The sequence below is a fragment of the Agromyces sp. NPDC055520 genome (assembly GCF_053619715.1).
Genome location: NZ_JBSHJY010000007.1, coordinates 84,973 through 98,550, shown reverse-complemented (window position 1 = coordinate 98,550; position 13,578 = coordinate 84,973). Strand labels below are relative to the sequence as shown.

Sequence of the window (13,578 nt, the reverse complement as noted above, 5' to 3'; positions counted from 1 at the left end):
GATTCGCTTCGGCGGGCTTCTCGCTTCTGGCTTCTGGCTTCTCAGCTCAGGCGTCGCCCTCGCGCACGAAGCCCGAGGTGTCGCCGACGTAGCGGGTGTTGTCGGCCGGCACCTCGTCGACGACGGCCGACGCCACCTCAGCGGCGAATTCGGCGACGTTGAAGAGGCGGCCCGCGTCTTGCTTGCGGGCCTCGATGGCTCCGGGGTTCGCCCGCTCGAGCAGGGTCGCGGTGATGGTGCCCTCGATCATGTCGCCCGAGACGACGACGAACTCGACCCCGGCGGCCTCGAGCTCGGGCAGCTTCGCGCGCAGCGCGTCTTCGCCGGCGCGCTTCGAGAGCGCGACGGCTTCGTACTCGGGCATCGTCGGCGTCGTGCGGATGAAGTGCGCCTGGTGGCTCGTGACGAAGACGATGCGCGCGCCGGGCGCGAGGTGCGGCAGTGCGCCTTCGACGACGTTGACCTGCGCGTCGCGGTTCAGCCGCATCGCGTAGTCGTCGCCCATGCCGGTCTCCATGCCGCCCGAGGCGTTGAGCACGAGGATGTCGATCGGGCCGAGTTCGGCGACGGCGCGCTCGAACATCGAGGCGACGGATGCCGCGTCGGTGAGGTCTGCGCCGACGGCGATGGCGGTGCCGCCGGCCGCGGCGATCTCGGCGACGACCTTGTCGGCGCGGGGTGCCTTGCTGCGGTAGTTGACGACGACGGATGCCCCGGCGCCGGCGAGGTAGCGGGCGGTGTCGGCGCCGATTCCACGGGAGGAGCCGGTGACAAGGGCGACGCGGCCGTCGAGCGATCCGGGGGCGAGCGGGTTGGTCACAGGGAACTCCTCGAGGCTTGACGAACGGCGGTCCGCACGGAACCGGCGAACCGAGACTATCAACTCCGCAGCGGCGACCCACCGGGTCAGCCGCCCTGATAGTTTCAGTACAGGCCGTGCGAAGGAGAACGAATTGGATGTGCTGACCCAGTACGCGTGGATCGTCTGGCTGGTGTTGATCCTGGCGTTCGCGACCATCGAGGTCTTCACGCTCGAGATGACGTTCCTCATGCTCGCACTCGGCAGCGTCGCCGGGCTGCTCTCGGGTCTCTTCGGCATTCCCTGGTGGGCGCAGTTCATCGTCGCCGCGCTCGTCGCGATCGCGCTGATCCTGACTCTTCGGCCGCCATTGCTCCGAATGCTTCGGCGTGGCGGCGATCCCGCACGCAGCAACATCGATGCACTCATCGGTGCCGACGGCCAGGTCGTGCGCACCGTGACCCCGGCCGGCGGTCAGGTGCGTCTCCAGAACGGCGACGTGTGGACGGCTCGGTTGTCGCCCATCACCGAGCAGACGGATGTCGCGGTCGGCGAGCGAGTGCTCGTCACCGGCATTGACGGGGCGACGGCCGTCGTCGTCCCGGTTGAGAGGAGCACTGGGGTTTGATGGACGTTTCCGGCATCATCGTGGGGGTCGTCGTCGCGGCGATCGTCATCTTCGTCATCGTCGTGTTGGCGAAATCGATCCGCATCATCCCGCAGGCCTATTCGGGCGTGGTCGAGCGGCTCGGCCGCTACCACAAGACCCTCTCCCCCGGACTGAACATCCTCGTTCCGTTCATCGACCGGCTGCGCCCGCTCGTCGACATGCGCGAGACGGTCGTCTCGTTCCCGCCGCAGCCGGTCATCACCGAAGACAACCTCGTCGTCTCGATCGATACGGTCGTCTACTTCCAGGTGACCGACGCACGCGCCGCGACGTACGAGATCGCGAACTACCTCGGTGCCGTCGAGCAGCTCACGACCACGACGCTTCGCAACGTCGTCGGCGGCCTGAACCTCGAAGAGGCGCTCACCTCGCGCGACAACATCAACGGGCAGCTGCGCATCGTGCTCGACGAGGCCACGGGCAAGTGGGGCATCCGCGTCGGGCGCGTCGAACTCAAGGCGATCGACCCGCCCCACTCCATTCAAGACTCGATGGAGAAGCAGATGCGCGCCGAGCGCGACCGCCGCGCGCTCATCCTCACCGCCGAGGGCACCAAGCAGTCCGCGATCCTCACCGCCGAGGGCGCCCGCCAGGCCGCCATCCTCGAGGCCGAGGGCGACGCGAAGGCCGCGGTGCTGCGCGCCCAGGGCGAGGCCGAGGCGATCCTCACGGTCTTCGACGCGATCCACAAGGGCGACCCCGACCCGAAGCTGCTCGGCTACCAGTACCTGCAGATGCTGCCGCAGATCGCGCAGGGCGAGGCGAACAAGCTCTGGATCGTGCCGAGCGAGCTCACCGAGGCGCTCAAGGGCATCGGCAAGGCGTTCACTCCCGCTGCACCGGCACAGGCACCGGATGCCGCGGGGCCGGCCGGCACCCGTCCCTGACGACGGGTTCATGGTCTCCGCCTACGTCGAGCCGGCGGGGCCGCGAGTGCTCGCGCACCGCGGCCTCGCCCTCGAGGCACCCGAGAACACGCTGCTCGCGTTCGCGAAGGCCGTCGCGATCGGCTCCGAGTACATCGAGACCGATGTGCACCGCACGGCCGACGGGATCGCCGTCGTCGCGCACGATCCCTCGCTCAGTCGGGTCGCCGGCCGCGAGGTCGAGGTCTCGAAGCTCACGATGGCCGAACTTCGTCGCATCGAGCTCGGGCACGGGCAGGGCTTCTGCTCGCTCGAAGAGACGCTCGACGCCTTTCCCGAGACGAGGTTCAACATCGATGTGAAGGTCGAGGGCGCCGTCGAGCCGACGGTCGCCGCGGTCGCGAAGCTGCACGCCGGGTCGCGAGTGCTGCTCACGAGTTTCTCCGAACGCCGGCGACTGAAGCTCGCCCGGCTCGTGCCCGATGCGGTGACCTCGGCCGGCAGCGCCGGAGTCGTCCGGGTTCGCCTGGCCTCGTTCAGCGGCTCGACGCGAGCAATGCGCAGGTCGCTGCGCGGGGCGGTCGCCCTGCAGGTGCCAGAGGGCCTCGGCCCCGTGCAGCTCGTGACCGAACGGTTCGTCACCGCCGTGCACCGTGCCGGAGCCGAGGTGCACGTCTGGACGGTCAACGAGCCCGCCGACATGACGAGACTGCTCGACCGTGGTGTCGACGGACTCGTCACCGACCGTGCCGACCTCGCAATCCCGCTCATCGCCGCACAAAGCTGAGAATTCCCCGGTAAACCTCAGGCTCCGGAAAGGGAATGCCCAGCTTGATCGTTTAGACATGTAGGCGAGCGAGAGGAGTACGCCATGGCGGACAGGAGCCTTCGAGGCATGCGCATCGGCGCACAGAGCCTGCAGAGTGAAGACGGCGTGGTGTTCGCAGACCGTGCGGAGTACACCTATCGCTGCGAGACCTGCGGGCGCGAGACCGTGATGACGTTCTCGACCGAGGCCGAACTGCCCGAGTCGTGGGAGTGCAAGCACTGCGGAGCATCCGCTGTGCTGCTCGTCGACTCGAAGCCGGTCGAGATCGACCGCTCGGGCGAGAAGATCGCCCGAACCCACTGGGACATGCTGCTCGAGCGCCGCACCCGTGCCGAGCTCGAAGAGCTGCTCGAAGAGCGGCTCAGCTTCCTGCGCGCACGTCGCGGCCAGCAGAAGATCGGCGCTTAAGGCGCGAGCGGCTCCATCGGAGCGTCGTCGTCGGCTTCGCCGGCGGCGTTCGTGTCGCCACGGTCTCGTGACCGTCGGCGAGCGATAACCCCGGCGGCGATGAGTGCTGCCAGCGCGCCGATCTCGATCACGAACGGCACGCTCGAACCGAGCATGACCGACGGAGTCAGCCCGTCGCGCAACTCGACATCGGTGACCATCGCGCCCGGCTCGTAGGCCGGCAGCGCATCGATGGTGCGGCCTGACGGGTCGATGACCTCGCTCGTGCCGACGGTCGAGATGTTCACGACCGAACGGCCGGTCTCGATCGCGCGCAGCCGGGCGATCGCGAGTTGCTGCTGGTTCTCGTCGGTGCCCCGGAAGTCGGCGTTGTTCGTCTGGAACATGTAGAGCTGGGCGCCGTCGCGCGCGCCCTCCCAGATCACGTCGTCGTAGATGACGTCGAAGCAGATGGCGAGGCCCGTGACGGCGTCGCCGAGGTCGAACACCGGCGCGTTGGTGCCGGGAGTGTACCCTCGCTGCACGAGCCCGATCAGGTCTGGCGCGAGGGCGTACCAAAAGTCGCGGTCGGGGATGTACTCGCCGAATGGCACCGGGTGGCGCTTGTCGTAGACGTCGACGGCCCCCTCCCCCGCACGCCACAGCATCGACGTGTTGAAGTACTCGTCGTCGCGCATCGTCACGGTGTTGAGCACGAGCGGCGCGTCGAGCTGCTCGCTCAGACGATCGAAGATGCGCGCGGCAGACTCGCTGCGCGTCGGATCGATGTCGGAACCGCCCTCGGGCCAGAGCAGCACGTCGATACCGGGCTCGTCGAGGATCGGTTCGGTCGCCGCCAGTTGCGCGGCCAGCACCTCACCGGGCTCGCGCTCGTCGAAGTACCCTGTGGGCCCGTCGCCCTGCACGCTCGCGACTCGGATCTCACCGGCAGGCGTCGTCTGCCAGGCGGGCACGAGCATCGAGACTGCGAGGAGGCCGACGACCGGCAGCACCGTGACCGGTCGGCGCCACCCCGCGATCCGCACCCACTCGATGGCTCCGGCCACGATGGCGACCATCACGAAGCTCAGCCCCGTCGAGCCCGCCCACGACACCACCTGTGCGAACGGACTCTCGGACTGGCTGAGCGCCGCTCTGCCCCACGGGAATCCCCCGTAGGGGATGCTGCCGGTGGCCGCCTCGCGCACGCACCAGAGCCCGGCGACGAGCAGCGGCAGCGCCACGAGTCGTATCCACCGCGAACGGCCGAGGCGCGGCGCCCATCGATAGGCGAGCGCGATCAGCACCCCGCCTGCGGCGACGATGAGCGACTCGAGCACCGAGAGCGCGAGCCACGGCACCGGGCCGAGGTAGAGCGCCGTCCACGACACCTGCAGCAGGTAGAACGACATCCCGAAGACGAAGCCCACGAGCGCGCCGCCCCACGACGAGCGCCCGATGAGGCTGACGAGCGCGAGCGCGATGCCGAGAAAGGCCATCGGCCAGAAGCTCGCGCCAGGAAAACCGAGGTCGTAGGCGAACCCGCCGGCCGCCGCGGCGAGCACCGCGCCCCAGAGCGGCAGCAGGGGGCGGTGGGACTTCTCGGGCACCAGATCAGCCTAAGCGACCGCGCCGACGTCGCCGGTCACCCGGCGACCGGCGCTCACGCAACGCCACCGCTCACCCGACGGCACCATACGCCACGACCCCGCGCCGCACCGCATCGATCGCGGCGCGTGCCGTCGAGCCGAGTTCGGCGTCGGCCACGATCGATACCTGGTCGAGCAGGTCGACGACCTGTTTCGCGAGACGCACGAAGTCGCCGGCCGCGAGCTCGGTGTCGGCGAGCACCGTGCCGAGCCCGGCGCCGCGCGCCCACGCGTGCATCGCGAAGGAGAGGGCGGGCGAGGGCACCTCGCTGCCCGGCAGGCGGTGATCGCGTTCGAGGTCGTCGAGCACGCTCCACGTGTCGGTCGTGCGCTCGAACGCCTCGCGGAACCGACCGCGCGGCAGCCGATACTCGACGTTGCTGTCGTCACGGCGGGGTTCATAGACGAGCGCAGCGGCCATCGCGGCGATGCCGGCCTCGTCGAGGCCGTCCCAGATGCCGCGCCGCAGGCACTCGGCCACGAGCAGGTCGCGTTCACCGTAGATGCGCTTCAGCACGCGGCCCGCCGCAGTCGAGACGAGGGTGCCGGATGCATCGCGGTCGAGGTAGCCGAGCGACTCGAGCACCTCGGTGACCCGGTCGAACCGCTTGGCGACCTGTCCGGTGCGGGTTCTGATCTGCCGTGAGAGCTGCTCGTGCTCTTGCTTCAGGCGCCACCAGCGTTCGGCCCAGCGGGCGTGCGACTCGCGCTCGGCGCAGCCGTGGCACGGGTGCGCCCGCATGGCCTTGCGGGCCGACGCGAGCTCACGCTGCATCCGATCGCGTTGTGCGTGCGTGGGATTGCCCTTCGACGACTGCCTCTCGATCTCGCCGATGCGCCGCCGAAGGGCGGCGTACTCGCCGAAGTCGCCGAGGTGGCAGCGCATCGCCTGCTCGAAGCCGGCCATCGACTCCTCTTGCTTGCGCAGCGTGCGCGCGAGGTCGACCACGGCCCGGTCGGCCTGGAACTGTGCGAACGAGAGCTCGAGGATCTGACGGGTGCGCTCGCGCCCGAACTGGTCGATGAGGTTCACGGCCATGTTGTAGGTCGGCCGGAAGCTCGAATTCATCGGGTAGCTGCGGCGCGACGCGAGGGCGGCGACGGCTTCGGGGTCGAGCCCGTCGACCCACTGGATCACCGAGTGGCCCTCGACGTCGATGCCGCGGCGGCCGGCCCGACCGGTGAGCTGGGTGTACTCCCCCGGCGTGATCGGCACCCGCGCCTCGCCGTTGAACTTCTCGAGCTTCTCGAGCACCACCGAGCGGGCCGGCATGTTGACGCCGAGGGCGAGGGTCTCGGTCGCGAAGACGACCTTCAGGAGCTTCAACTGGAAGAGCTCTTCGACGATCTCTTTGAACGCCGGCAGCATGCCGGCATGGTGGGCCGCGACCCCGCGCTCGAGGCCCTCGAGCCACTCCCAGTAGCCGAGCACCGCGAGGTCTTCGTCGCGGAGCATTCGGGCGCGTGATTCGACGATCTGCCGGATCTCGGCGCGCTCGGCCGATTCGGTGAGCCGGATGCCGCTGCGCAGCACTTGACGCACCGCCTGATCGCATCCCGCACGCGAGAAGATGAACACGATCGCCGGCAGCAGGTTCTTGCCCTGCAGCATCGCGACGACTTCGGGGCGATCGGCCCGGCCATTGCCGCTGCGTGCGTCGCCGTGGTACCGACCGCGGTCGCCGCCGCGCTGCCCGCGGGTCGAACGACCCGAGATCGAGCGACCGCCCGCCCTGGCGAGCTGCTTGAGCTCGGGGTTCACCCGGTTCGTCGCCGCCTGCCCCGAGGAGTCGAAGAGGTCGAGCATCTTCGACTTCACGATGACGTGCTGTTCGAGCGGCACGGGCCGCTCTTCGGAGACGATGACGTCGGTGTCACCGCGCACGGCCTGCAGCCAGTCGCCGAACTCCTCGGCGTTCGAGACGGTCGCCGACAGCGACACCAGGCGCACGGCCTCGGGCAGGTGAATGATCACCTCCTCCCAGACGGCGCCGCGGAACCGGTCGGCGAGGTAGTGCACCTCGTCCATCACCACGTACGCGAGCCGGTCGAGCAGCGGCGAATCGGCGTAGAGCATGTTGCGCAGCACCTCGGTCGTCATCACGACGATGCGCGCACCCGAGTTGACGTTCGTGTCTCCGGTGAGGAGGCCCACGGACTCAGCACCCCAGGCGTCGACGAACTCCTGGTACTTCTGGTTGGAGAGCGCCTTGATCGGGGTCGTGTAGAAGACCTTCGCCCCGGCTTCCTGCATCGCGAGGAACACCGCGAACTCGGCGACCACCGTCTTGCCGGCGCCGGTCGGCGCGGCGACGAGCACGCTCCGCCCCTCGTCCAGCGCACCGCACGCGGCGAGCTGGAACGGGTCGAGGTCGAATCGCTGACGCGCGACGAAGTCGGCGAGACGCGGCTGGCGGCGTTGTTGGCGCGAGAGCGCGTAACGCTCGGCCGGCGAGAGGCTCATCACCCCTTCAGCCTAGACAGGCTCCCCGAATTCGAGGGCGTTGCGCTTCGCGACACGACGATCGTGCAGATTCGAGATGAACCAGGCGAGGAAGTAGAGGAGGACCATCGGCACCGCGAGCATGAACATCGACACGACGTCGGCCGACGGCGTCGCGATGGCCGTGAAGAGCACGATCACGAGGATCGCCACACGCCACGACTTGATGATCGCCGCCGCGCTGATGACGCCCGCGAAGTTCAGCAGCACGATGAAGACCGGCACCACGAAGGCGATGCCGATGGCGACGACGAGCTTCAGCACGAAGTCGATGTACTCCTTGGCAGTGAGCAGTGACAGCGCGTCACCCGGCACGAAACTCGTCATGAGCTTCACGATGTTGGGCAGCACGAACCAGCCGGCCGCACAACCCGCGAAGAACAACGGGATCGCCGTCGCGAAGAAGGCGAGCGTGAACCGGCGCTCCTTCTTGTTGAGCCCCGGCACGAGGAAGGCGAAGATCTGGTACAGCCACACGGGGCTCGAGATGACGAGGCCGATGGTGAACGCGATCTGCAACCGCAGGTCGAATGCGCTCGAGATCGTCGGGAAGACGATCGCCGTGTCGGTGCCCTGCGCCACGGCGACGCGGTGCACGGGCTCTTGGATCGCCTCCCAGACGAAGGCGTCCGTGAGCCACCAGCCGAGGGCTGCACCGACGACGATCGCGATCGCCGAGATGAAGAGGCGCTTGCGGAGCTCGATCAGATGCTGACCGAGCGACATCCGCTTCTCGCGGTCTTTCTCGCCGCGATCTTTCACCGCGGTCACCGTGGTCAGGAGTTCTTGCCGGAATCCGGCCCGTCGGCCTTCGGCGTCTCATCGCCGGGGGTCTCGGGATCGGTCTTGTCGGGGCGGACCTCGGACTTGAGGATCTTCATCGACTGGCCGAGGCTACGGGCGAGCGCAGGGAGCTTGGGAGCTCCGAAGAGCAACAGGATGACCACGAGGATGATCAGCGCGTGCCAACCAGTGAAGCCTTGCCACATGGGGGTTCGTCCGTTCGTCGGTGAAGGTGACGACAGTCTAGCTGCCGTCGATGTCAGGCGTGTGCCGCCCGGCATCGGAGGGAAGGGTTTCAGCGTAACCTGCGAGGCCCGCTTCCGCCCACTCGGCGACGACGGCACGAGCCTCGGCGGGGGCCACGACGGTCACGAGACCGGGCAGACCCGCCACGAGCCGCTTGAGTCCGTGCACGTGCGCAAGGCGCAGGGTCACCCGCAGGCGGCCGTCGACCTGATCGGTACGCGAGTCGGCGAGGTAGTCGGCGAGCAGCGGCAGCGTCTCGGGCGCGACATCGACGACCACGTCGAGATCGGAGTCCGAGCTCTGGAAGAGCGAGTCGGGCACGGTGCGATCGGAGTGGTCTTGGATCGGGATCTCGGAGACGACGAGCTCGCTCATGCGGTCGACACGGAAGTTGCGCACGTCTTCGCGGGTGTGGCAGTACGCCTGCAGGTACCAGTCGGCGTCTTGCGACAGGATGCGGAGCGGATCGACCCGCCGACGCCCTGCGACGCCGAGCGCGTTGCGGTAATCGAACTCGAGCTGCCGCCCGCCCGTCACCGCTTCGCGAATGCGGGCCAACGAGGCATCCGCTTCTGATTCGGCGACGGCAAGACGGCTGGGCGCCGCGGATGCCCCGGCGGTGAGTTTGGCCATGAGCGACGCGAGCGACGCGCGACCGGCGTTCTCGGGCGACGCCGAGAGGTACTGCAGGCCGGCGATGAGGGCGGCGGCCTCGCGCGCCGAGAGCCGCGGCGCGTCTTCGATCGCGACGTGGTGCACGATGACGATGACGTCTTCGTCTTCGAAGGAGTCCCAGTCGATGTCGAACAGGTCGTTCGGCTGGTAGGTGCCGGTCTCGCCCGGAAGCCCCGAGGTCGCGATGAGCCGCACGGCGTGCCGGATCTCGTCTTCGGAGAGCCCGAAATGCGCTGCGGCCTCTGCGACGTCGACGACGCGCTGCTCGAGGAGGTACGGCACGAACGAGAGCAGGAAGACGAGTTTGTCGGGTGCCTTCAGCGGCTTCGGGCGTTTGGTCGCCATCATCGACCCTTCCCGTTCTGGCCGGCATCGGCATCGGCATGAGCATCGCGGTGTGCGGCCGCTACGGCGCGAAGCCGCTCGCGCACGGCATCGCGCAGGGCGGGCGGCGACAGCACGCGCACCTCGGGGCCGTAGGCGGCGAGTTCGTCGGCGAACACCGCGGCATCGGTGTAATGCAGACGGATGACGCCGGCGTCTTCGTCGCCCTCGATGGCGCGCTTGCCGAGCCGCACCTCTGCGTCGCTGCCGCTCGTCACCGCGAGGTCGGCGACGTTGCTCTGGTGCAGTTCGTGCAGTTCGGCGATGATGCGGTCTTGCACGCCGAGGGGCGGAGCCGCGAACGTCGACCCGGGCACCGTCGCCACCTCGCCGATGATGCGGGACAGCAGGAAGGTGCGCGGGCCCGCCGCGTCGTGGTCGTAGGCGTGCAGGTGCCAGCGGCCGTCGTGCAACACCACTGCGAGCGGGTCGACCGTGCGTTCGCGTGGCTCGGCCTCGCCCGGCTTGAAGTAGCGGAACCGCACCGACTGCCGCCGGTCGAGCGCCTGCCGCAGCGGTTCGAACGCTGTGTCGCGCACGCGCAGTCGCGGGGCGTAGCCGATCACCGGCTCGCGCGGCTCGATGCCGAGGGACCGCAGCTTCGTGAGCGCGCGCTGCGAATCGGCCGAGAGGGATGCCTCGCGCCAGACCTCTGCCGCGAGACCGAGGAGGGCGAGCTCGTCGGGGGTGAACCGCACGTCGGCGGGCAGATCGTACTGACCCTTGGGGATGCGGTAGCGCAGCGACTGGTTGTCACCCGGGCGGTCGGGCGATTCGACGGTCTCGAGCGGAATGCCGAGCTCACGGATGTCGTCTTTGTCGCGTTCGAACTGGCGCTCGAGATTCGCATTCTGACCGCCGGAATCGTAACGATCGGCATAGCCGCGCACCGTCGAGAGGATCTCGGACTTCACGAGCCCGGTCTCGGTGGCGAGCAGCGCCAGCACGAGGCTGAACAGGCGATCCTCGACCGGGATCTTCGACTCGCCCTTGGTCTCTCCGCCGCTTGCCACAGGTGCGATCTTACTGAACCGCGGTGGCGGCGAGGGCCGCTTCGACCGGCTCAGATGACACCCAGGATGTCGATGACGAAGAACAGGGTCGAATTCGCGGGGATGTCGCCCTGGGGCTGGTCGCCGTAGCCGTCGCCCGGCGGAATCACGACCGCGACCTGCGAGCCGACCTTCTGCCCGATGACGGCCTCGGAGAAGCCCGGGATCACCTGGCTGTCGTCACCGCCGGAGACGGTCATCATGGCCGGCGCGCCCGTCTCCCACGTCGAGTCGAACACCTTGCCGTCGGCCCATTTGACGCCCGTGTAGTGCACGACCACCGTGTCGCCGGACTCCACGACCTGGCCCGAGCCCTCTTTCAAGACCTCGACCTCGGTGTTCTCGAACGGATCGGCCTTCGGCACCGTGATGCCCGGCCGACCGTCGGGTGCCAGCACCACGGCCGGGAAACCGTCGCGGCTGAGGCGCACCGCACCATTGGCGCGGGGCAGGAAGGCACGCTGGACGTCGATCACGAACACGAGACTGTCGCCCGGTTCGATGCCGATCGACGGGTTGCCGTCGGCGCCGAACGCGTCGTCGGCCGGCACCACGACGGCCACCCGTGACCCGGCCGAGCCGCAGGAGAGACCCTTGGCGAGCCCTGGGAGCGTGTTGTCGGCGATCGCCAGCGGAACCGGATCGCCGGTCTTGCCGCCGAAGCCCGTCACCTGCAGCTTCTCGCCCGTCGCGCCGTTGTACACGGCGAGACCCACGAGGGTCTGCTGCCCCGCGACGAGACGGTCGCCGTCGCCCTCGATGATTTCGGTGCACTGCGTCGCGGGGGGTTCGAGCGGCGAGGGGAACTCGACCCGAGGCGTGTCGCCGAAGTCGCCCTTCACGACGACCGCGTTCGAGGAGGCACCCGGCTGCGCTTCGGGAGCGGCAGGGGCGGATGTGCAACCCGACAGGGTCAGGGCGATGACGCCGGCCGTGGCGATGAGCGCGAATGACGAGCGCACTGATCCTCGATTCTCAGGTTTCGGTGAGGGGCGTAGAAAGCCTACCCGCCCGGACCGGCGGGTTCCGTCTCGAACGACTCGCCGTCGGGCCTCGCCGACGGATCGGACTCGTCGCCGGCGCGCGAACGGGTGGCCGCGGCATCCGCCTGCCTGACCCGCTTTCGCAGGCTCTTGTCGCTCACGTTGCGCTCGCCGAGCGCGCCGGGGGTCCACGCCTCGACGTCTTCGTCGCTGAACTCCGTCTTCGACGGGCGGCGCTTCAGCTCGGGCAGGATCGTGTCGGGCGCGAGGCGACGGGCGGTGATGAGGAAGCCCGTGTGCGCGATCATACGGTGGTCGGGGCGCACAGCGAGGCCCTGCACGTGCCAGCCGCGCACCATCGTCTCGCTCGACTGCGGCTCGGTGTACTCCCCCGTGGCGCGGATCGCCTCGGCGACGCGCGAGAGCTGGGTGGCGGTGGCGATGTAGCAGAGCAGCACACCGCCGGGCTTCAGGGCCGCCGAGACGGACTCGAGGCACTCCCACGGCGCGAGCATGTCGAGCACGACGCGGTCGACGGATGCCGGCTCGACCGTCGCGGGCAGCACCTCGGCCAGGTCGCCGAGCGTGATCGACCAGTTCTCGGGGTCGGCGCCGTGGAAGGTGGCGACGTTCGCGCGGGCGACGCTCGCGAAGTCGTCGCGGCGCTCGAACGAGTACAGGTGACCGGCCGGGCCGATCGCGCGCAGCAGCCAGAGCGAGAGCGCGCCCGAGCCGACGCCGGCCTCGACCACGCGGGCGCCCGGGAAGATGTCGGCCTGCGCGAGGATCTGCGCGGCGTCTTTCGGGTAGACGATCGCGGCGCCGCGCGGCATCGACATGACGAAGTCGGTGAGCAGCGGCCGGAGCGCCAGATACTCGACGCCCGCCTGATTGGCGACGACAGAGCCGTCGGGGCGGCCGATCAGGTCGTCATGCGCGAGCAGACCCTTGTGCGAGTGGAAGTGCGCGCCCGGCTGCAGCGTGATGGTGTGCAGGCGCCCCTTGGGGCCGGTCAGCTGCACTCGATCGCCGACGCGGAACGGACCGCTCTGCTCGCCTCGGCTCTCGATCATGCGGTCACCTCGCGAGCCGTGAGAAGTTCTGCGATGTCGTCGACGGTCGTGCCGTCGAGCGTCGTCCACAGCGCAGCGGCCGGCAGGCCGTCGAGCGGGATGAAGTTCGGCACCGCGAGCGCGATCGCGCCCGAGGCGTGCGCCGACGCGAGCCCGGGAGGCGAGTCCTCGATGGCGACGCAGTCGACGATGTCGACGCCGAGCTCTGCCGCAGCGGTGAGATAGGGCTCGGGATGCGGCTTCGCGTTCTCGACGCTGTCGCCCGAGACGATCACGTCGAACGCCGTGAACGGGATGGCGGCGACGATGTCGTCAGCCATCGAACGGACCGACATCGTCACGAGCGCCGTCGGCACCGAGGCCTCGCGCAGCGACCGCAGCAGTTCGCGCGCCCCCGGCCGCCACGGCACGCCGTGCGCCTCGAGCTGCTCGCGCACCCGCTCGGTGAGTCGGTCGACGATGGCGTCGGCTTCGAGCGCGACACCCTTGTCTTGGAAGAACTCGGCCGCCTCCCAGAGGCCGCTGCCGACGAGCTCGAGGGCGTCGTCATGGCTCCACGGCAGGCCGAACGACTGCATCAGCTCCGTCTCGGCGGCCATCCAGTACTGCTCGGTGTCGACAAGGGTGCCGTCCATGTCCCAGAGGACTGCGGCGGGGAGGCGAGTGGTCACAACCGTCA

General features: G+C 69.1%; 14 protein-coding genes. 4 read left to right on the top strand and 10 right to left on the bottom strand.

What is annotated here, in order from left to right; all coding sequences use genetic code 11:
- Nucleotides 1–46: 46 nt before the first annotated feature.
- Nucleotides 47–820, bottom strand: a complete 774-nt coding sequence (locus ACWGST_RS05755) for an SDR family oxidoreductase (protein WP_452045692.1) — start codon at nt 818–820, stop codon at nt 47–49.
- A gap of 139 nt (nt 821–959) precedes the next feature.
- Between ACWGST_RS05755 and ACWGST_RS05750 the strand changes: the two genes are divergently transcribed.
- From ACWGST_RS05750 to ACWGST_RS05735, 4 genes are all read left to right on the top strand, one after another.
- A complete protein-coding gene (locus ACWGST_RS05750) occupies nt 960–1,427 on the top strand; it encodes an NfeD family protein (protein WP_452045698.1) in 468 nt (155 codons plus the stop codon).
- Nucleotides 1,427–2,356, top strand: coding sequence for an SPFH domain-containing protein (locus ACWGST_RS05745; RefSeq protein WP_452045691.1), 930 nt, complete (start codon nt 1,427–1,429; stop codon nt 2,354–2,356). The genes ACWGST_RS05750 and ACWGST_RS05745 overlap by 1 nt, the downstream gene beginning before the upstream one ends.
- A gap of 10 nt (nt 2,357–2,366) precedes the next feature.
- A complete protein-coding gene (locus ACWGST_RS05740) occupies nt 2,367–3,122 on the top strand; it encodes a glycerophosphodiester phosphodiesterase family protein (protein WP_452045690.1) in 756 nt (251 codons plus the stop codon).
- A gap of 84 nt (nt 3,123–3,206) precedes the next feature.
- Nucleotides 3,207–3,572, top strand: a complete 366-nt coding sequence (locus ACWGST_RS05735; protein ID WP_452045689.1) for an RNA polymerase-binding protein RbpA — start codon at nt 3,207–3,209, stop codon at nt 3,570–3,572.
- Here ACWGST_RS05735 and lnt read toward each other — a convergent pair.
- From lnt to ACWGST_RS05690, 9 genes are all read right to left on the bottom strand, one after another.
- Nucleotides 3,569–5,161 (bottom strand): apolipoprotein N-acyltransferase, encoded by a 1,593-nt coding sequence (gene lnt / locus ACWGST_RS05730; protein ID WP_452045688.1) that lies wholly within the window; start codon nt 5,159–5,161, stop codon nt 3,569–3,571. The genes ACWGST_RS05735 and lnt overlap by 4 nt on opposite strands.
- 70 nt (nt 5,162–5,231) lie before the next feature.
- The gene (locus ACWGST_RS05725; protein ID WP_452045687.1) at nt 5,232–7,664 is read right to left on the bottom strand and encodes a DEAD/DEAH box helicase; all 2,433 of its coding nucleotides are present in this window, start codon (nt 7,662–7,664) and stop codon (nt 5,232–5,234) included.
- Between the two features lie 12 nt (nt 7,665–7,676).
- Entirely contained in the window at nt 7,677–8,429 is a 753-nt protein-coding gene (tatC, locus tag ACWGST_RS05720; protein WP_452045697.1) for a twin-arginine translocase subunit TatC, read from the bottom strand.
- 50 nt (nt 8,430–8,479) lie between these two features.
- Nucleotides 8,480–8,692, bottom strand: coding sequence for a twin-arginine translocase TatA/TatE family subunit (tatA, locus tag ACWGST_RS05715; protein WP_452045686.1), 213 nt, complete (start codon nt 8,690–8,692; stop codon nt 8,480–8,482).
- Nucleotides 8,693–8,729: 37 nt separating this feature from the next.
- A complete protein-coding gene (locus ACWGST_RS05710) occupies nt 8,730–9,752 on the bottom strand; it encodes a helix-turn-helix transcriptional regulator (RefSeq protein WP_452045685.1) in 1,023 nt (340 codons plus the stop codon).
- Nucleotides 9,752–10,804 (bottom strand): helix-turn-helix transcriptional regulator, encoded by a 1,053-nt coding sequence (locus ACWGST_RS05705; protein ID WP_452045684.1) that lies wholly within the window; start codon nt 10,802–10,804, stop codon nt 9,752–9,754. Before ACWGST_RS05705 ends, ACWGST_RS05710 begins: the two co-directional genes overlap by 1 nt.
- A 50-nt stretch (nt 10,805–10,854) precedes the next feature.
- Entirely contained in the window at nt 10,855–11,805 is a 951-nt protein-coding gene (locus ACWGST_RS05700; protein ID WP_452045683.1) for an FKBP-type peptidyl-prolyl cis-trans isomerase, read from the bottom strand.
- A 41-nt stretch (nt 11,806–11,846) separates the two neighbouring features.
- Nucleotides 11,847–12,899 carry a tRNA (adenine-N1)-methyltransferase gene (locus ACWGST_RS05695; protein ID WP_452045682.1) on the bottom strand — a complete coding sequence of 351 codons (1,053 nt, stop codon included), beginning with the start codon at nt 12,897–12,899 and terminating at the stop codon, nt 11,847–11,849.
- Nucleotides 12,896–13,570, bottom strand: a complete 675-nt coding sequence (locus ACWGST_RS05690) for an HAD family hydrolase (protein ID WP_452045681.1) — start codon at nt 13,568–13,570, stop codon at nt 12,896–12,898. Before ACWGST_RS05690 ends, ACWGST_RS05695 begins: the two co-directional genes overlap by 4 nt.
- Nucleotides 13,571–13,578: the final 8 nt, after the last annotated feature.